The organism is Saccharospirillum sp. (assembly GCF_039982735.1).
GTDB lineage: Bacteria > Pseudomonadota > Gammaproteobacteria > Pseudomonadales > Natronospirillaceae > Saccharospirillum.
In genome coordinates this window covers 13,015-30,671 of sequence record NZ_JBDWXV010000009.1, presented here as the reverse complement: position 1 = coordinate 30,671, position 17,657 = coordinate 13,015, and the positions used below count along the sequence as shown (strand labels likewise).

The following is a 17,657-nucleotide window of genomic DNA, read 5'->3' as shown; positions in this document are numbered from 1 at the left end:
TACTGTACGGGTTTTTACGCCAAAGCTCATGCCTTGAAACAAACTAACGAATCACGCCTTCCAGGTAGCTGTGACCGCCCAGATAGGACATGGCCGTGCGAATCGTCCGGCTGCGCTGTGATACATAGACCGATGGCTGTCCGACGTTCAGGCGCTTGGGGTTTGGCAGCACAGCCGCGAGCAGAGAGGCTTCGTAGGGCGTCAACTGCGCCGGTGTCTTGTTGAAAAAATGCTCGCTGGCGTCGGTCACCCCATAAATGCCCGGCCCGAACTCAACGACGTTCAGGTAGATCTCGAGCAGACGGCCCTTGCTCCAGAGCAGCTCCATCCACAACGTTAGCCAGGCTTCGATGCCTTTGCGCACTAAGCTGCGACCGGTCCAGAGATAGAGGTTTTTGGCCAGTTGCTGGCTGATGGTGCTGCCGCCGCGCAACCGGTCACGGTCTTCATTCAGGGCCTTGCGAATGGCCGCGACGTCAATGCCGAAATGGTCGGGGAAGCGCTGGTCTTCAGAGGCAACGACGGCCAGGGGCAGATGCGGGGAAATGTCTTCCAGTGGGGTCCACCGGGTTAGCCAGGGCGACCGGTCGCCCGAATCTTGCAGGATGTACGCTGTGGTGGGTGGGTTAAACACGGCCAGCGGCAAGGTCAGGCCAACACTCAGCAGGCACAGGGCGCCTGTCAGCCAGAGGAAACGGCGCAACAAGCGCCTGGGAGTGAAGTTGAAACGCACACGCATCCATGATGATCAGAGAAAAATAAGTAGCCAGTTTACCCCAAAAGCAGGCCTTGCAACTGTCATGAAAGAGTATGGTGCCATTGCCTGTCGCGCACACGGAAAGTGCGGTTACCATCTGCAAAGCTGGCGAGTAAGAGACAACCGCCCGGCAGGGCGGTTGCGGGAAAGCGGCTTAGCCGAAAATGCCCTTGAACATAAAGAAGAAAATGATCGCCAGGAAGGCACCGGCGGGCAGTGTGACGATCCAGCTGGCGAAGATAGTGCCCACGACTCTGAGGTTCAGCGCTGAGATGCCGCGTGCCATGCCCACGCCGAGCACGGCGCCCACCAGGGTGTGGGTCGTGGAAATCGGCAGGCCGGTGCCCGAGGCCAGCACGACCGTGGTGGCAGCCGCCAGTTCGGCGGCGAACCCCCGGCTTGGGGTCAGTTCGGTGATTTTCCGGCCGATGGTGCCCATCACCTTGTAACCAAAGGTGGCCAGACCGACCACAATGCCGCCGCCGCCAAGCAGCAGGACCCAGGCGGGCATGGCTGATTCAGCCAGAATATTGCCCTGATTGGCCACCACATTGATGATGGCCGCCAGCGGGCCAACCGCATTGGCCACATCGTTGGAGCCGTGGGCAAACGCCATGGCGCAAGCAGTGAAGATCATTAGAATGGCGAACACTTTTTCGACCGAGGCAAAGCGAAAATGACGGTCTGCCTCTTCGTCGATGGTCACACGTTTGAGTAAGGCGACCCCGAGCAACATCACGGCGAAACTGACGGCGAGACTGATCAGTACGCTTTCCCCAAATGAGAGGCCAACGCCGACGTGTTTCAGGCCTTTGGTGAACGTCACCATGGTGATCATGAAAGCGGTCAGAAACATATAGCCGGGTACGTAGCGTTTGGCATTGCCAAAAGGGTCGTCGGTATTGAGGATGAGCTTGTGAACGCTGCGGAAAATGAAGAAGGCCAGGGTTCCGGCCAATACCGGAGACACCACCCAACTCATCACAATGGACGTGACCTTGCCCCATTGCACGTACTCAACGCCGATGCCGACGGCCGCAAAACCAACAATGGCGCCGACGATGGTATGAGTGGTGGAGACCGGCCAACCCATCATCGAGGCGATGACCAGCCAGATGGCCGCCGCCAGTAGCGACGACATCATCCCGTAGACCAGTAATTCCGGCGATCCGGCCATCACATTGGCATCGATGATGCCTTTTCGAATGGTACCGGTGACCTCGCCACCGGCCAGGTAAGCGCCGGCGAACTCGAACACCATGGCGATAATAATCGCCTGTTTAACGGTCAGGGCGCGAGAGCCGACGGATGTACCCATGGCGTTGGCAACATCGTTGGCGCCAACGCCCCAGGCCATGAAAAAACCAAACAGGCAGGCAAGCAGGACGAACCATTGGCCGTATTCTGCAATGACGGTCATGGGGTATTCCTCTTATCGGTGAGCATGGGGTGACACAAGCCGATTGGGGCGCGTATCAGCGAGCTAACAGAATTTGCAAACGAGAGCCGACGCGTTGTGCCACGTCTGCCAGGTCACCGATCAGCTCGATTACCCGGTACAGGAACATCACGTCGATGGGGGGGTAGTCCTTTTCCACGGCACGCAGGGCGCGGCGTACGCGGATTTCCAGTTCATCGGCCCGGTGCTCCTGATCGTCCAGATCGTTGAGCAGGCCGCTCACCAGTTTGATTTCGCGGCTGCTGAAGCCGGTTTCAAACAGTTCATCCAGTTCGGCAAGTGCATCAGCCGCTTTTTGGCTGGTGTTGATCGATGATTCCAGGTACTCGCGCATCAGCGGCTGTATGGGGTTCGGGATGGTCATTTCCCGTCCCAGCATCACCCCGGCAATGTCCTTGGCGCGGTTGGCGAGTTTGTCCTGGTGGGTCAGCAATTCGAGCAGGTCGGAGCGGGGGACCGGCATGAACAGGCTGTTGGGCAGGTGCATGCGGATGTCTTTTTTCATCCGGTCCGCTTCGCCTTCGAGTTTGGCGATGTCCTGACGGATGGCTTCGGCCGCCTGGTAGTCACCAGTAGCGGCCACATCATAAAAGTCGATCAGTCGAACCACACAGGCGTGTGCCTTCTGCATGTGCTCCTGCATGGGCTTGACCGGGGAACGGCCAAAGAGGGCCATCAATGGGCTATCAGCCGCCATGTCGCTTTCCTCTGTTGCATCGTCGAATGAAGTGGGGGCGCATTATAGAGACCCGGCGCAGTAATAAAAACGTCACATGCGGGCTAATTCACATTTTTTTGACCAGCGGGTGTTTTGGCGTGGAGACGAGGTTGCAAGGCCGGGGGTTGTATGGAGAGTGATTACTTACCCGGCAGGCCGCCGGGCAGGTTTGAACAACGCGTTGGTCAGTTAAGTGGTTCGCCCTCGCTGGGCTGGGGCAGAGCCCGGATGCGTCGCTTGTCGTCAATGGCGACGTACACGAACTCCGATTCCGTGACCTTTTGCCGTTCTTCGTCTTCGGGCATCCGGCACCAGACTTCAACGCCGATGCGAATTGAACTGCGGCCCATGCCCAGAATGCGGGTATAGCAGCAGATGACGGAGCCAACCCGGACCGGCCGCACAAACGACATGTCACCAATGGCCATGGTGGTGGTACGGCCATGCGCCAGTCGGCTGGCGGCGATGCTGGCGGCCATGTCCATATGCGTGACCAGCCAGCCACCGGAGATATCGCCATTGGTGTTGGTGTCTTTGGGCTGGGCGACGACCCGCAGTTGTAGCTCACCGCGGGGCGTCGGGTCTTTTTCATCCAGTTTTTTCATGGGGTCCCTAGCGTCGTTCTGGCCTGGAAAGTCAGGCCGGGCGGGGCTGTCCGGCCGGTAGCGGCAATACATCACTGGCTTGGAGTATACGGGAAAACCACCGCTTTTGACTATGCTGATGGGCCGCTGATCGGTCCGTATGCGATATTTATGACAGTTGTAACAATACTGTCATATCAAAGACATATCCTTGTCATATCCGAGCTCTAGCATGCCTCTCGAGCTTCGAGGTTGTGACCCAGTTGCCAATTCGCAGTTGGGCAGGCCGAGAAAAACCAAAGACTGACTGGAGGTTTACCAGTGAACAAGAAAATGATTGGCGCCCTGGCACTTGCCGCCGCCGCTACCAGCTTCGCAACGGTATCGGCCGAAGGCCGTAGCCAGATTAGCATTGTAGGGTCTTCTACTGTGTTCCCATTCGCGTCGGTGGTTGCCGAGCGTTTCGGTCAGACTACTTCATTCCCAACGCCGACCATTGAATCTACCGGTTCAGGCGGCGGTTTGAGCCTGTTTTGCCAGGGTGTCGGCGAAAGCACGCCAGACATTACCAACGCTTCTCGTCGCATCAAGCAATCTGAAATCGACCTGTGTGCCAGCAACGGTGTGGAAGACGTCGTTGAAGTATTGATCGGCTACGACGGCATTGCCATCGCGAACAGCGTTGACGGTGCTGAGCTTGAGCTGAGCAAGGGCCAGTTGTTCCTGGCGTTGGCTGAAACTGTGCCGAGCCCGAATGGCTCCGGTCTGGTGACCAACCCATACGAAACCTGGAACGACATCGACAGCAGCCTGCCGAACATCGCCATTCGCGTGTTTGGCCCGCCGCCATCATCCGGTACCCGTGATGCGTTCGTTGAACTGGTCATGGAAGAAGGTTGCATGGAATTTGACGCGATAGCGTCTTTGGAAGACACGGATGAAGACAAGATGGAAGAAGTCTGCGCTACCATGCGTGAAGACGGTGCTTTCGTTGAAGCCGGTGAAAACGACAGCCTGATCGTGTCGCGTCTGGAGAATGATCCAAACGCACTGGGTATCTTCGGATACTCGTTCCTGGATCAGAACTCTGACAAGGTCAAGTCAGTCGCGGTTGAAGGCGTTCAAGCCACGTTTGATACCATCGCTGACGGCTCTTACTCAGTGTCCCGCCCGTTGTTCTTCTACGTTAAGAAGGCACACGTGGGTGTGATTCCGGGTATCGAAGAGTACCTGGCTGAATTCACCAGCCGCCGGTCCATTGGCGCCAACGGTTACCTGATCGACCGTGGTCTGATTCCGCTGTCCAATACCGAATTCGCTCGCATGAAAGACAACGCAGAGAACCTGCGCGACGTCTCACTGTAAGCGATAGTCGTAAGGGGCCGGACAAGCGTCAGGCCCGATCGGAGGAGGTCCAGTTGGCTGGCCCTCCTCTTGGTGTTTTAACGGTACGGGTTCTTCTGGCGGTATTTTCTGAGAGAATGCGCAACCTAGGCCCGGTACTGTTAACACCGATAATGGAATGTCCCGGTCAACGCTCTGCACGGTGTATTTCAACCGGGCAACAGAGCAGTGACCGAGACGTTTTTTCATGTTCTGAGGAGTGGTTGGATGCAAACATCGACCCTGATTTTGTTCGTACTGGCGTTGACGGTCGCCGCCTACGTGCTCGGCCGTCAACGCTCGGTGCAGCTGGCCCAGCCACTTGGCGGGATTAAGCGGCTGCATTCCCTGCCCAATTACTACGGACTGATGGCCGCCGTCTGGACAAGTATTCCAGCCCTTATCATCGTGGCTGTCTGGTCGGGGATGGAAACAACCGTCATCACCGGTACCGTCCTGTCGACGTTGCCGGACGCCTACACCAGCGTCTCGGAATCTCAAATAAGCCTGACCTTTAGCCGCATTCGCAACATTCAGCTCGGCACTATTGATGGGAGTCAGTACCCCGACCTGGTTCAGGCGGGTGAGTTGCTGCAACGCTTAACCGAGAGCAGTCAGTTTGGCAAGGTGGCGCTGACCCTGGTCATCTCGGTTCTGGGGGGCGCCTATGCCTGGCTGCGCACCAGCCCGAGGCTGAGAGCCCGCCCGCAGTTTGAGGTCGTGCTTAAAGGCTTTTTCCTGCTTTGTTCTACCATCGCCATCTTCACCACGATCGGCATCATTTTGTCGGTTCTGTTTGAAAGCATCCGTTTTTTCCAGTCGATTCCATTTCTCGATTTTGTGTTCGGTACCAAGTGGAGCCCTCAGATTGCGATTCGCGCCGATCAGGTCGGTTCGTCTGGCGCCTTTGGGGCCATACCGTTGTTTGTCGGCACACTGTTGATCGCTGCCATTGCTTTGCTGGTGGCCGTACCACTCGGGCTGATGTCGGCCATTTATCTATCGGAATACGCCAATTCGAAAGTGCGCGGTGTCGTTAAGCCGCTACTGGAAGTGCTGGCCGGTATTCCCACGGTGGTGTATGGCTTTTTCGCCGCCCTGACCATGGCGCCGCTGGTCCGTGACTTTTTCCAGGGCATCGGGTTCGATGGCGTTTCCGCCGAATCGGCGTTAGCCGCGGGCCTGGTTATGGGCATCATGATTATTCCCTTTGTGTCGTCGTTGTCTGATGACGTGATCAATGCCGTCCCGAACAGTTTGCGCGATGGCTCTTACGGCCTCGGTGCCACCAAGAGCGAGACCATTCGCCAGGTCGTCTTTCCGGCCGCTCTGCCGGGCATTATGGGCGGGGTACTGCTGGCGGCGTCACGGGCCATTGGGGAAACCATGATTGTGGTGATGGCGGCCGGTCTGGCCGCCAACTTGACGGTCAACCCGCTGGAAGCCGTGACCACGGTGACGGTGCAAATCGCTACCTTGCTGGTCGGTGACCAGGAGTTTGACAGCCCTAAAACGCTGGCCGCTTTTGCGCTCGGTTTGATGCTGTTTATTACTACCCTTTTGCTGAACATTGTGGCCATGTCGATCGTGAAGAGGTTCCGTGAACAATATGACTGATCAATCGTTGAATGCCATCGAGCGGATGGCGACCGTCAAGCAGGAACGTCTGAACGCCCGACTGAAGCAGCGTTACAACCGTGAGCGCCGCTTCAAGGCCTATGGCATCGCGTCCATCACCGGAGGCCTGGCCTTTCTGGCTATATTGCTGGTTACCATTTTCAGCCAGGGTATACCGGCCTTTCAGAGCTCCTTTATCAAGCTCGACATCACCTATGATCCGGATGCCCTGTACATCGACGACGCCTCCGATCCAGAGCAGCTGCGTTTTGCCGACTTTGACAACGCGGTGCGTCAGTCGATGCTGGAACGCTTCCCCGAGGTGTCTGGCCGGAACGACACCCGCGAACTGATGTCGCTGGTCAGCACCGCCGCCGGATACACCGTGCGGGATCGGCTGATAGCCAACCCGGATCTGTTGGGTCAAACCGAAACACTGTGGCTCATGGCCGATGATGACCTGGACCTGGTACTGAACGGCACCATTGATCGTAATTTGCCATCCGATGAGCGCCGGGTATCCGATCTGGAGCTGGAGTGGATCGACGACTTGCTGGCCAATGACGATATCGAGCGCCGTTTTAATACCACCTTTTTTACCCGTGGCGACTCGCGTGACCCTGAGACCGCCGGTGTCTGGGGGGCTGTGGTCGGCTCTTTCTACACCCTGGTGGTGACGCTGGCGCTGTCGTTCCCGATAGGGGTGGCCGCGGCCATTTATCTGGAAGAATTCGCGCCCAAGAACCGGTTGACCGACATCATTGAGGTAAACATCAACAACCTGGCGGCGGTGCCGTCCATTGTGTTTGGCCTGCTTGGTTTGGCCGTGTTTATCAACTTCTTCGGATTGCCGCGCTCGGCCCCGGTGGTCGGTGGCCTGGTGCTGACGCTGATGACCTTGCCGACCATTATTATTTCAGCCCGTGCATCGATAAAGGCGGTGCCACCGTCGATTCGGGATGCAGCCATGGGGCTTGGAGCCTCAAAAATGCAGGTGACGCTGCACCATGTATTGCCCCTGGCGATGCCCGGCATGCTGACCGGCACCATCATTGGCATGGCTCAGGCCCTGGGTGAAACAGCCCCATTGCTGATGATTGGCATGGTGGCCTTTATTGTGGATATTCCGCAGGGGTTCACTGATGCCGCCACGGTTCTGCCGGTTCAGGTGTATATCTGGTCGGACAGCCCGGAACGGGCCTTTATTGCCAAGACATCCGCAGCCATTATGGTGCTGCTGGGCTTCCTGGCGCTGATGAATTTGTTGGCCGTCCTGCTGCGCCGTAAATTTGAGCGTCGCTGGTAGGCGATTTCGGGGAGACCGTAGACGATGACCATTTCCAATCAGTACACAGAACATAAGGCCGACACCGTGACCGTAGCCAAGACCGAACCCGATCAGTTTGACATCGGCGACTGGACCCAGACCGTGGGCGACCCGTTGCTGGACGACCCACGCCTCAGCGCCCGCAATGTCGATGTATTCTACGCAGATAATCAGGCGATTCACAATGTGAGTCTCGATGTCGGCAAGAACGAAGTCATTGCGATGATTGGGCCGTCCGGGTGCGGCAAGTCGACCTTTTTGCGCACCCTGAACCGAATGAATGATTCAATCGACATTTGCCGGGTCAAAGGCGAGATCATTCTCGACGGCCGCAATATTTACGATAAAAGCATGGACGTTGTAGAGCTTCGGGCCAAGGTCGGGATGGTGTTCCAGAAGCCGAACCCCTTCCCCAAATCCATTTACGACAACGTTGCTTATGGTCCACGCATTCATGGCCTGGTGTCGCGTCGTGCGGAACTGGACGAGGTGGTGGAAACCGCTCTGCGCAAAGCGGGCCTGTGGGATGAAGCGAAAGACCGGCTCGACAAGCCAGCCACCGGTCTGTCGGGTGGTCAGCAGCAGCGTCTGTGCATCGCCCGCACCATCGCGGTGTCGCCCGAGGTGATTTTAATGGACGAGCCCTGTTCAGCCCTGGACCCGATCGCCACCGCGCGCATTGAGGAGCTGATCGCCGAGCTGTCAGAGAACTACACCATTGCGATCGTGACCCACAGCATGCAGCAAGCGGCTCGGGTTTCGCAGCGTACGGCCTATTTTCACCTGGGCAAGCTGATTGAAGTGGGTGACACCGACAAGATTTTCACCTCGCCGGATCACAAACTGACTGAAGATTACATCACCGGTCGCTTCGGCTGACCGGAGAGGGAGACACCATGGATAAATCACATTTCGACCGCCACACCTCCGCTCAGTACAACGCCGAGCTGGAAGAAGCGCGCAAGAACCTGATGCAAATGGGCGGCCTGGTTGAGCAACAGGTCGAAGACGCGCTCAAAGCGCTGATGGAAATGGACACCGCCCTGGCCCAGCGCGTGATCGAGACCGATAAAACGGTAAACGACATGGAGCTGGAGATCGACGAGGAATGCACCCGCATTCTGGCGTTGCGCCACCCGGCAGCGTCAGACCTGCGCTTTGTGATCGCGGTCACCAAGGCCGTAAACGATCTGGAACGCATGGGTGACGAGGCTTCAAAAGTCGCCAAGCACACGCTGGAACTGGCCGACACCGGCTCGGGCCCGCAGGGTTACGTTGAGTTGCGCCACATTGGCGAGAAAGTCCGTCAGATGGTCTCCCAGTCGCTGGATTCCTTTGCCCGCCTGAATACCGACAGCGCCTTTGATGTGCTGCAACAAGACCAGGCGGTCGACCTGGAATACGGCACAGCCATTCGCACCCTGGTCACCACCATGATGGAAGACCCGCGCACCATTACCCGGGCACTGAACGTGATGTGGTCGCTGCGCTCGCTGGAGCGGATCGGCGATCATGCCCGCAACGTGGCCGAGTCGGTCATCTATCTGGTGAAGGGCAAAGACGTGCGCCACATCAAGCTCGATCAGGTGGAAGCCCAGATCAAGAAAAAATAATGGCGAAAAAACTTGTTGCGAATCAAAAGGTTGTTGACGAGCACAGGGGTTTTCCTTATATTACGCACCCGTTGCCGGCATAGCTCAGTTGGTAGAGCAACTGACTTGTAATCAGTAGGTCCCGAGTTCGACTCTTGGTGCCGGCACCATATTCAAAGAAACCCGCTTCGTGCGGGTTTTTTCGTATCTGGGGTTTGGTGGTTGCTGTCACTGGGTGCCATGAGTCCGCTTCGGCACCTGTTTGCCATCGATCATGCAAAAATCTGCCTCGACTGATCCTTTCAGTTCCCTTCACTGGCGGCTTGCCCGGATATTCAGTAGAGTCAGCGGTTCGTCCGTTGTACTGCTTTGGAATCTGGCATGAACTTCATTACCGACCTGCTGTTGTCGCTTTCGGGGCTGATCCGCCCGCACCTTACCTTTGTGTCTTCGGCCCTGGTGGCCACTTTGCTGGTTATATATGGCAATGACGTTAACCGTGCCGTCTGGGCGCTGATTCGCCGGGCTCATTTTATCGTTCGGACACTGGTGTTTATTCTGCTGTGTGCCATCGGGTATGGCCTGATCGCGGTCTATCTGGTGCCGCTGGTTTCCCGGCTGTTGTTAATGGCGGGTTCGGTCTGGTTTGGGTTGATTGTGGTGCTGGTGTTTATACTGGTCGGCTGGCTGGCTGAAAAGCACAGTCGGCGGGGGTGATGAGGGTGGCTGGCACCTGGCTCAAACTGTTGCGCCGACTGGGGCTCAGCGTTGCGCTCTCTTTGTCGCTTCTGCCGCTGCAACGGGCCTGGGCCCTGAATGAGACGGCGCACCAGGCGGTGCTTCAGCTAGCGATCATGCAGCTGGAGGAGGGCGCCCGTGAGCAGTTGGCACAGTGGTATGGCCCCGAGTGGCAGCGCGATCTGATCGCCCTGGCGAACTGGGCCGATGAGGCCCGGCCCGAGCCGCGGTTCAGCAAGGTACTGTTTGCCGAGGGCGCGATGGGTTTTGACCTGGTTGAGAATTGCCCGGGGAATCTGTGTGCCGTGGCGGCCATTCTGGAAAGCCGTCGGGTGCTTGAAGATGAATCGTACAGCGTGATCCGCAAGCGCGAGGCTTTGCAGTATCTGATGCATTTCGTCACCGAGTTGCATGTGCCAGTCAATGCCGGGCGTCTTTCGGATGAGGGCGGGCAAACGCTGACCCTCACGGCGAGTGACCTGCGCGATGTCTCACTGGATTGGGTGTGGAATCAGGATCTGTACAGCCGGGTGAGTGATTCCTGGTTTGTGCAGGCCCAGCGCTATCGGCGTCGGCTGTCAGAGCTGCCTGTATCGCAGTGGCAGCAGTCTACGACTCCAGTCGACTGGGCGCTGGAAACGCATCAGCTGTCGCTGGAGACAGCCTATGCCTTTGCTGAGCGCGGTAAGTATGATGCCGCCTACCGCCAGGCAGCGATGCCGGTGCTTGAGACGCAGATGATCAAGGCCAGTGTGCGGCTGGCTGGGGTACTGAACGCGGTTTTTTGAAGGGGCCGGGTTTCCGGCAGGCATAAAAACCAGGCATAAAAAAAGGCCCCATCCGAGGGCCTTTCTTTATTACGATCATTTTAACCATCCGTGTCGACCACTGAACTGCTGAGAGCTTCCGTTGCCGCACCATTGGCTCCGTCCTGGCGCCTTTGGTGTGTCTATTCTGCTATCAGGCTACTTGCGTATTCTGACGTCAGCATCCGTGCTGTGTCGCGTGATGCGATGCTCCTGTTGCCATCCTATGGCTGGCCAGCCTGGCCCCTGTTTTGTCCGTTGGCGTTCTTCCTGAACACGAGAGAAGTATAGCGAATGCCAGTTTTCTTTGTGACGCAGTTAGCGCTTTGAGGGCCGGGTTTGGGCAGTTTTTCCCCGTGGGCAGACGGTTAGAAGCGGCTTGGCGGGTGCTTTTAGTGAACTTCGTCACAAAAGAAGTGGAAACATCGCACGCGTCGTGTAGGAAATGTCTTACACGGAGATGAGGAAAACGGGAAATTGAACGTCAGTGGCGAGGTATGAAACGGTCAGGTAAACGTCAGCCAAGGCGCTTGTAGAGCCTGTGTCGGTGGGTGGCTGCCCGTGTACTGTGTAAGAAAGGGTATCTGCTCTGGTGTTTGCCCGGGCAAATCTGACGGTTAACTCATCATTATTGCTACGGTGAAAGTGGAAGGGCAGATGACTCTGCCCTTCCGGGTCTTGCCAGTGTGATGCTATTGGCTTGCTGCTGTGAACCATCCCGGCTCTTGCATGCTCTTCCGTGTGACCGTCCCCGGTCGGCCGTTCCTTGCGGCGCTTCTGTCCCTGTCGGTTCGTCCTTGCGCATCCCTGTGACGGCTGCTGCCGAGCCGTGCGTTGTCCCTGGTGTGACCGTCCTGGTCGGCGTCCCTGTTACTGGCCATCCTTAGAGCTGACTGTCCGTAGCCTCCGGTTTCCTGTTGGTTCAGGCCAAGTCTTGGCCCTGCTCCCTGAACGCAGGCTATGATACGGGTAAGACCCCCTGGTTTGGGCGTCAATTTGTTGTCATATTGAATTGTAAAAAGTGTGACAGAGTGCAAAGCCAGCCATGCTGGGGGTGGGCTCTTCTTGTGGGACGACTCTTAGTGCAAGTCGCTCTTATTCTCACATCGAATGTAGGAAATCTCGTACAAATCATGTCAGAAAAAAAGACATTACCCTCCGGAACCTTACATTTTTTTGGCGGAAAACCGATGGTTTTTTGGCTTAAACAGGGGGTAATACCCTTGAGCCCGGGTTTGCCGCTGGCGCAGCCCTTTGTTCAGCCGGTGCCAGAACAGGCGCGAACGCTGCAGCCGGTCAGTGCCGAAGCAATGGAGCGCGAATGGCAACGCCAGTATGAGGCGCTGCCATTGGCTGTTAAGGGGCTGTTGAGTTTCGAGCACTTTCGCGCCCAGTCGGGCGAGCTGGCCAGCTCCATACAAACGGCGGCCCGGGAGCGTGAACACGGACGCTTGCCCGGTTATGACCTGAACCGGCTGGCGAAAGCCCGGGTGGCCCGGTTGTTTCCATCGGCGCTGAGCTATCTGGCCTGGCGAGACCTGGCAGGCGGGTTCAGTGGCCTGGCGGTGGCGGTGCAGAGTCGGCACGCGTCTCTGGCCAGTCGGGAAGGGCGGCCCGCACTGCTGGCGCCGGTTCAGTATGGAGGCGAGCACCGCTACCAGGTCACCGCAACCAACCCCTTTCCAGGCTTGTTGGTCGATCACCCTGCCTGTACAGATAACAATGAATGGCGCTTGCTGATGCCGGAGACTACGGTGCCGGTGAAACCCGGGCCCGACCGGGAGCCGCAGCCGGTGCTGCCGATTCAGCGGGGGCTGGTCACGGCCATCTACTGGTCGGTCAATACTCCGGAAACAACGATTGCCGAGGTTCGCCAGCTGGTTGCCCGCGACATGCGCTTTCGGTCGGTGGCCCTTGGCCAGGTAATACCGGACCCGGGGCGCTGGCAGTTGCAGTTGCACCCGGTCAGCGAGTAAAGGCAGGAATTGACTGCTAGAATAAAAACCGATTTGTTTCGACATCCACCCGCAGGCCCGTTACAGGATTAACGACATGCAGAAACTCTCTTTTCTGGTGGCCGATGATGCCGGTTTTATCCGGGATCTGGTCAAGCGTGCGCTTAAAAGCCAGTTTGCCCAGTGCCAGATCGATGAAGCCCCCAATGGGCGCAAGGCCCAGGGGCTGTTGAATCGGAACCGCTACGATCTGGTGCTCTGCGACTGGGAAATGCCAGAAATGTCGGGGCTGGAATTACTGGGCTGGCTGCGTGCGACCGAGACCGAGCGCGAACAAAGCAAGACGCCGTTCATCATGGTGACCAGTCGTGGCGACAAGTCCCATGTGGTTAAGGCGGTGGAGGCCGGCGTCAGTGATTACATCGGCAAGCCGTTCAGCAACGAGCAGATTCTTAAGAAGGTGCTCAAGGCGTTGTCGGTGAACCACCGGGATCTGATCCGCAGTATTTTGAAGGGCCAGGCGACCATGTCGAAGCCGGAGGGTGGGCTGGGTGAATCGGCCAGCTTGCTGACGTCTTCTCAGGCGACACCCCGGCCGGCCCCGGCACAGAACCTCAGCGACAGTGCCAGCTTGCTTACCGGCGGCAAACCCGCAACGCCCAAACAAGCCCCCGCCGCAGCCAACAGCAAGGCGCTCACCAAGGTGCTGGTCCGGTCATCGAAAGGGCAGTGGAAGGGCGCGGTGCGTGATTTGAACCTGATTGAGATTTCCGTCGACATTCTGCTGGAAGAAGCGCCGCCGCCCATCCTGTTTGAGCAGGTGGTGATTGACTTGCAGGTTCCGGATCAGCCCAGTTCCCTGGCGCGCATCAACGGTTTTGTCACCCAACTTGCGCTACGCGAAGCCTCAATGGATGCTCGCAGCGTGCGCCTGGGCGTGAAGTTCGTGGATGATGACCCGCAGAAGATGGAAGTCTTAAGCCGGCTTGTGGCGTCGATCCGTCGCTGAATCTGGCGTGACCGGTGCGTTGGCGGGCGGTAGCAGTCGTTCGGCGGGCAGGCAGCAGGTGAATACGGAGCCGCGCCCCGGCACGCTGGCGACATCGAGCCGGCCCTGGTGGTGATGCAAAATGTGCTTGACGATGGCCAGGCCGAGGCCAGTGCCACCGCGTTCGCTACTGCGGCCTGGATCTACCCGGTAGAAGCGTTCGGTCAGCCGCGGAATGTGGCGCGGGTCGATACCGATGCCGTTGTCCCTGATCGAGATATAGCCGCCCTGTGGTGATTCGTGCCAGTGCAGTTCAATATCGCTGCCATCGGGGCTGTAGTTGACGGCGTTGTAGACCAGGTTGCTGATGGCCGAGCGCAGTTCCGAGGGGTCTCCCTGAAGGTCTTTATCGCTGTCGAGGCGAACGCTGATGTGGTGGTTGCGTTCACTCGACAGCGCGCGGGCATCGTCGGCAATGCTGTTCAGCAAGGTACTCACCTCGATGCGCTGGCGTACCGACTCCCTCACTTCCACATCCAGGCGCGTCAGCACCAGTAAGTCGTTTACCAGGTTTTCCATGCGCTGGGTCTGGCCATTCATGCTGCCCAGCGCCCGACGCAGTGGGGCAGGCAGATCGTCGCTGAAGTCGAGAATCGATTCCAAATAACCCTTAAGCACGGTCAGCGGGGTCTTGAGCTCGTGGCTGGCGTTGGCCACGAAGTCCTGACGCATTTGTTCCAGCTGGGTCATCCGGGTGGTGTCGCGAATCAGCAGCAGACGTTCGCCTTTGCCGTAAATGGTCATCGAGACATCGAGGGTTCTGTCGGGGAGGGCTGGGTTATCGATGCGGATACTCTCGCGCACTTCCCGGTTCTGGTAGAACTTCTGAAAGGCGGGCTCGCGCACCAGGTTGATCAGCAGTTGGCCTTCATCGCGCGGTTGCAGCTTGAGCAGGTCGGCTGCCGACTGGTTCCACCATTGCAGGGCGCCGTGATGGTCGAGCAGGATAACGCCATCGCGCAGGGCCTCGGTGGAATTCTGCACCCGGTTGATCACGTTCTGGTAATGGCGGACTTGCTTCTTGCGCCGGCGTTGTTCGCTGTAGAGGTGATCGAACACCATGCCCCAGAGGCCTTTGGAGTCCGGCGGTTCCGACTTGGCACCCTGCTCCAGCCACTTGATCAGCCGGCTTTGCTGGAACAGTTGCCAGGCCAGATAACCGCTGACGGCAATCAGTAACAACAGGATCGGCTGGCCTATATAGACGCCGAAAGCGAATACGCCGGTCAGTGCCAGCAGCAGGTTTCGGAAATAGGGGCGTCGTATGTCTCGAATCATGAAGCCGATTGTGCCGAAACTTTGGTCGAGAAGCGATATCCCGTGCCTCTAACGGTCTGAACCATGGCCTGGAAGGGCTCGCCCAGGGCTTTGCGCAGACGCCGGATGTGAACATCCACGGTGCGCTCGTCCACATACACGTTGCCCCCCCAAACCTGGTCGAGCAGTTGCGAACGGGTGTAGGCGCGCTCTGGGTGGCTCATGAAAAATTGCAGTAACCGGAACTCGGTCGGCCCCATGGTCAGTTCGCCTTCGCCGGTGCTGACGCGGTGGCTATTCGGGTCGAGCCGCAGGCCCTGAATGTCGATGGGCTCTTCAATGCCCGCTGGCGTAGTGCGACGCAATACGGCTTTCAGTCGGGCAACGAGTTCGCGCGGTGAGAAGGGCTTGGTGATGTAATCATCGGCCCCGGCTTCCAGGCCGGTGATTTTATGGTCTTCCTCGCCTTTGGCCGTGAGCATGATGATGGGGATTTCTGCTGTCATCGGATCCCGCTTCAGGCGGCGTGCCAGTTCAACACCACTGACATTGGGCATCATCCAGTCGAGCAGGATCAGGTCGGGCTTTTGGTCGACGACCAGGCTGTGCGCTTCGGTGGCATCGCCCGCTTCCAGAGTGTGGTAGCCGGCCATTTCCAGAGCGGCGGCGATCACTTCACGAATGGCCGATTCGTCGTCAACGATCAGAATGCTGCGAGAGTTCATGGTTCACCTTAATGTCACCTTTGTGATCATTTAACGCCGCTTCCATGACAGAAGTGTTACAGCCGTCATTGAATTGTCAAAATTCACCCTGGTGCCGCATCCCGTGCCCGGCACCGGGTGCGCCTCTCCGGGGTCGGCGTGAACCCCTCCATGGGGCCTAGGCCGCAACATCCATGTTGCGGACTTCCCCGGAGAGGCACACCCGGTACCAGACACTCAATTGGTCGCAATATTCATGATTCCCGTTAAAACTGTATCGCCAGGTCCAGAACGGCGCCGATGAATAAAGCCAGGCCGGCCCAGTGGTTGTTTAGAAAGGCCTTGAAGCAAGGGTCGCGCTCGCGGTGGCGAATCAGCCATTGCTGATAGAGGAAGCAGCCGGTGGCGACGGCCAGGCCCAGCCACCAGAATAGCTTCAATTCAGCCTGAATGCCCAGCATGAACCAGGCGAGCCAGGTGAGCAGTTGCAGCAGGCCGACCATGAGTTTGTCGGCATCGCCAAAGAGGATGGCGGTGGATTTAATGCCGATTTTTAGGTCGTCGTCGCGATCGACCATGGCATACAGGGTATCGTAGTGGACCGTCCAGAGAATGTTGGCGGTGTAAAGCAACCAGGTGATTTCTGTGAGCGGCGCGCCAACAGCGGTATAGGCCATGGGAATCGCCCAGGAGAAGGCAGCACCGAGAAAGACCTGGGGCAGGTAGGTGTAACGCTTCATGAACGGATAAAGCGCCGCCAGAAACAGCCCGACGAACGACATATAAACCGTAGTGGTATTGGTGAACAGCACCAGGCCAAAGGCGGCCAGTGCCAGAAGGGCGGCCAGCAGCAGCGCTTCGCGTTCGGTGACCAGGCCCCGGGCCAGTGGTCGTTGATTGGTGCGTTTTACGTGGCCGTCGAGGTGGCGATCGGCGTAGTCGTTGATTACGCAGCCGGCGCTGCGCATCAGAGTGGTGCCGAGTATGAAGATAACCACCAGGTGCAGCGGCGGCCAGCCCTCGGCTGCTAGCCACAGGGCCGTTAACGTAGGCCACAGCAGCAGGTAAATACCGATAGGCCGGTCGAGACGGGTCAGTTTAAGGTAGTGCGGTAAGGCGTTGATGTTCATGGCTGAGTAAGGCTTCCATAAAAAATTCAGCGACCAGAATCGGGGCACCATGCAGCCAGTAACGGGTGCGTCGGCCCCAACCGTCTTGGGTCCGGGTGAACTGTTGCTGGTCTTTGCGAACCCCGGGCGTGGTGAAGAGCAACTCGCCCAATGGCCGCGTTTGCAATTGCGGCAGGGCCGCCAGAGAGCTGTTTAGGCTGGCCCGGGTAACCAGGGTATGTGCCAGCACCCAGGGTGTATTGCCATGGCACAAGGCCACCTGGCGAGACCAGCAGTGGCAGGCATCGGCTTGTTCCGTAAAGGCTGCCAGCGGTGTCGCGAGTGTCAGTTCGCCTTCGGCCAGAACCCTTACCGAAAAAGCCGGGGTCCGGTCGCGCAGCGCCTGCGTTAGGCTACCTGGCAACTGCAGCCAGTAGCGCCAGGCTCTGGACGGCTGGTCTGGTACGGTCGATAGGTCGTACCAGTTGTACTGACGCATGTCAGCCGGTTCGGGCGCGGCGCTGGATGCTGTGGCGGGTTGGGGGTGTGCAAGGGTCACAACCGTGCAATCCGTCTGCTGTAAAAGGCGCAGTGTAAAGTGGC

The 17,657-nt window shown here is 58.1% G+C and carries 17 protein-coding genes and 1 tRNA gene; 10 read left to right on the top strand and 8 right to left on the bottom strand.

Annotated features, from left to right (window positions below; translation table 11 throughout):
- Positions 1-43: 43 nt before the first annotated feature.
- The 4 genes from mtgA to ABJT94_RS06120 all read right to left on the bottom strand — a co-directional run bounded on the left by mtgA (position 44) and on the right by ABJT94_RS06120 (position 3,539).
- Positions 44-739, bottom strand: coding sequence for a monofunctional biosynthetic peptidoglycan transglycosylase (gene mtgA / locus ABJT94_RS06135; RefSeq protein ID WP_348474808.1), 696 nt, complete (start codon positions 737-739; stop codon positions 44-46).
- Positions 740-911: 172 nt separating this feature from the next.
- Positions 912-2,177, bottom strand: a complete 1,266-nt coding sequence (locus ABJT94_RS06130) for an inorganic phosphate transporter (RefSeq protein ID WP_348474807.1) — start codon at positions 2,175-2,177, stop codon at positions 912-914.
- A 55-nt stretch (positions 2,178-2,232) separates the two neighbouring features.
- Positions 2,233-2,913: a TIGR00153 family protein gene (locus ABJT94_RS06125; protein ID WP_127556869.1), complete on the bottom strand. Its 681-nt coding sequence runs from the start codon at positions 2,911-2,913 to the stop codon at positions 2,233-2,235.
- A gap of 206 nt (positions 2,914-3,119) precedes the next feature.
- Complete coding sequence (locus tag ABJT94_RS06120) at positions 3,120-3,539, bottom strand: acyl-CoA thioesterase (protein ID WP_127556867.1); 420 nt, start codon at positions 3,537-3,539, stop codon at positions 3,120-3,122.
- Between the two features lie 300 nt (positions 3,540-3,839).
- On the opposite strand from ABJT94_RS06120, the gene ABJT94_RS06115 reads away from it, so the two are divergent.
- From ABJT94_RS06115 to ABJT94_RS06070, 10 genes are all read left to right on the top strand, one after another.
- A complete protein-coding gene (locus tag ABJT94_RS06115) occupies positions 3,840-4,883 on the top strand; it encodes a substrate-binding domain-containing protein (protein WP_348474806.1) in 1,044 nt (347 codons plus the stop codon).
- 246 nt (positions 4,884-5,129) lie between these two features.
- Positions 5,130-6,518, top strand: a complete 1,389-nt coding sequence (pstC, locus tag ABJT94_RS06110) for a phosphate ABC transporter permease subunit PstC (RefSeq protein WP_348474805.1) — start codon at positions 5,130-5,132, stop codon at positions 6,516-6,518.
- Entirely contained in the window at positions 6,511-7,824 is a 1,314-nt protein-coding gene (pstA, locus tag ABJT94_RS06105) for a phosphate ABC transporter permease PstA (protein WP_348474906.1), read from the top strand. Before pstC ends, pstA begins: the two co-directional genes overlap by 8 nt.
- Positions 7,825-7,926: 102 nt before the next feature.
- Positions 7,927-8,724: a phosphate ABC transporter ATP-binding protein PstB gene (pstB, locus tag ABJT94_RS06100; RefSeq protein WP_348474905.1), complete on the top strand. Its 798-nt coding sequence runs from the start codon at positions 7,927-7,929 to the stop codon at positions 8,722-8,724.
- A 17-nt stretch (positions 8,725-8,741) separates the two neighbouring features.
- Positions 8,742-9,458 (top strand): phosphate signaling complex protein PhoU, encoded by a 717-nt coding sequence (gene phoU / locus ABJT94_RS06095; protein WP_348474804.1) that lies wholly within the window; start codon positions 8,742-8,744, stop codon positions 9,456-9,458.
- A 73-nt stretch (positions 9,459-9,531) separates the two neighbouring features.
- A tRNA-Thr gene (locus tag ABJT94_RS06090) sits at positions 9,532-9,607 on the top strand.
- Between the two features lie 211 nt (positions 9,608-9,818).
- Complete coding sequence (locus tag ABJT94_RS06085) at positions 9,819-10,154, top strand: DUF3392 family protein (protein WP_348474803.1); 336 nt, start codon at positions 9,819-9,821, stop codon at positions 10,152-10,154.
- Positions 10,155-10,159: 5 nt separating this feature from the next.
- Positions 10,160-10,963, top strand: a complete 804-nt coding sequence (locus tag ABJT94_RS06080) for a S1/P1 nuclease (RefSeq protein WP_348474802.1) — start codon at positions 10,160-10,162, stop codon at positions 10,961-10,963.
- 1,208 nt (positions 10,964-12,171) lie between these two features.
- The gene (locus tag ABJT94_RS06075) at positions 12,172-12,957 is read left to right on the top strand and encodes a hypothetical protein (RefSeq protein WP_348474801.1); all 786 of its coding nucleotides are present in this window, start codon (positions 12,172-12,174) and stop codon (positions 12,955-12,957) included.
- A gap of 76 nt (positions 12,958-13,033) precedes the next feature.
- Complete coding sequence (locus tag ABJT94_RS06070; RefSeq protein ID WP_348474800.1) at positions 13,034-13,945, top strand: response regulator; 912 nt, start codon at positions 13,034-13,036, stop codon at positions 13,943-13,945.
- Here ABJT94_RS06070 and phoR read toward each other — a convergent pair.
- From phoR to ABJT94_RS06050, 4 genes are all read right to left on the bottom strand, one after another.
- Positions 13,913-15,262: a phosphate regulon sensor histidine kinase PhoR gene (phoR, locus tag ABJT94_RS06065; protein WP_348474799.1), complete on the bottom strand. Its 1,350-nt coding sequence runs from the start codon at positions 15,260-15,262 to the stop codon at positions 13,913-13,915. The genes ABJT94_RS06070 and phoR overlap by 33 nt on opposite strands.
- Positions 15,259-15,966, bottom strand: a complete 708-nt coding sequence (gene phoB / locus ABJT94_RS06060) for a phosphate regulon transcriptional regulator PhoB (protein ID WP_127556847.1) — start codon at positions 15,964-15,966, stop codon at positions 15,259-15,261. The genes phoR and phoB overlap by 4 nt, the downstream gene beginning before the upstream one ends.
- A 245-nt stretch (positions 15,967-16,211) precedes the next feature.
- Positions 16,212-17,075 carry a 4-hydroxybenzoate octaprenyltransferase gene (gene ubiA, locus ABJT94_RS06055; RefSeq protein WP_348474798.1) on the bottom strand — a complete coding sequence of 288 codons (864 nt, stop codon included), beginning with the start codon at positions 17,073-17,075 and terminating at the stop codon, positions 16,212-16,214.
- A complete protein-coding gene (locus ABJT94_RS06050) occupies positions 17,044-17,613 on the bottom strand; it encodes a chorismate lyase (protein WP_348474797.1) in 570 nt (189 codons plus the stop codon). Before ABJT94_RS06050 ends, ubiA begins: the two co-directional genes overlap by 32 nt.
- Positions 17,614-17,657 lie beyond the last annotated feature (44 nt).

Excerpts from the sequence above, each read along its gene's own strand:
- ABJT94_RS06130 (WP_348474807.1), bottom strand. The coding sequence starts at position 2,177 with ATGACCGTCATTGCAGAATACGGCCAATGGTTCGTCCTGCTTGCCTGC.
- ABJT94_RS06120 (WP_127556867.1), bottom strand. The coding sequence starts at position 3,539 with ATGAAAAAACTGGATGAAAAAGACCCGACGCCCCGCGGTGAGCTACAA.
- phoR (WP_348474799.1), bottom strand. The coding sequence starts at position 15,262 with ATGATTCGAGACATACGACGCCCCTATTTCCGAAACCTGCTGCTGGCA.
- ABJT94_RS06085 (WP_348474803.1), top strand. The coding sequence starts at position 9,819 with ATGAACTTCATTACCGACCTGCTGTTGTCGCTTTCGGGGCTGATCCGC.
- phoB (WP_127556847.1), bottom strand. The coding sequence starts at position 15,966 with ATGAACTCTCGCAGCATTCTGATCGTTGACGACGAATCGGCCATTCGT.
- mtgA (WP_348474808.1), bottom strand. The coding sequence starts at position 739 with ATGCGTGTGCGTTTCAACTTCACTCCCAGGCGCTTGTTGCGCCGTTTC.
- ABJT94_RS06070 (WP_348474800.1), top strand. The coding sequence starts at position 13,034 with ATGCAGAAACTCTCTTTTCTGGTGGCCGATGATGCCGGTTTTATCCGG.
- pstC (WP_348474805.1), top strand. The coding sequence starts at position 5,130 with ATGCAAACATCGACCCTGATTTTGTTCGTACTGGCGTTGACGGTCGCC.
- ABJT94_RS06125 (WP_127556869.1), bottom strand. The coding sequence starts at position 2,913 with ATGGCGGCTGATAGCCCATTGATGGCCCTCTTTGGCCGTTCCCCGGTC.
- pstA (WP_348474906.1), top strand. The coding sequence starts at position 6,511 with ATGACTGATCAATCGTTGAATGCCATCGAGCGGATGGCGACCGTCAAG.
- ABJT94_RS06075 (WP_348474801.1), top strand. The coding sequence starts at position 12,172 with ATGGTTTTTTGGCTTAAACAGGGGGTAATACCCTTGAGCCCGGGTTTG.
- phoU (WP_348474804.1), top strand. The coding sequence starts at position 8,742 with ATGGATAAATCACATTTCGACCGCCACACCTCCGCTCAGTACAACGCC.
- ubiA (WP_348474798.1), bottom strand. The coding sequence starts at position 17,075 with ATGAACATCAACGCCTTACCGCACTACCTTAAACTGACCCGTCTCGAC.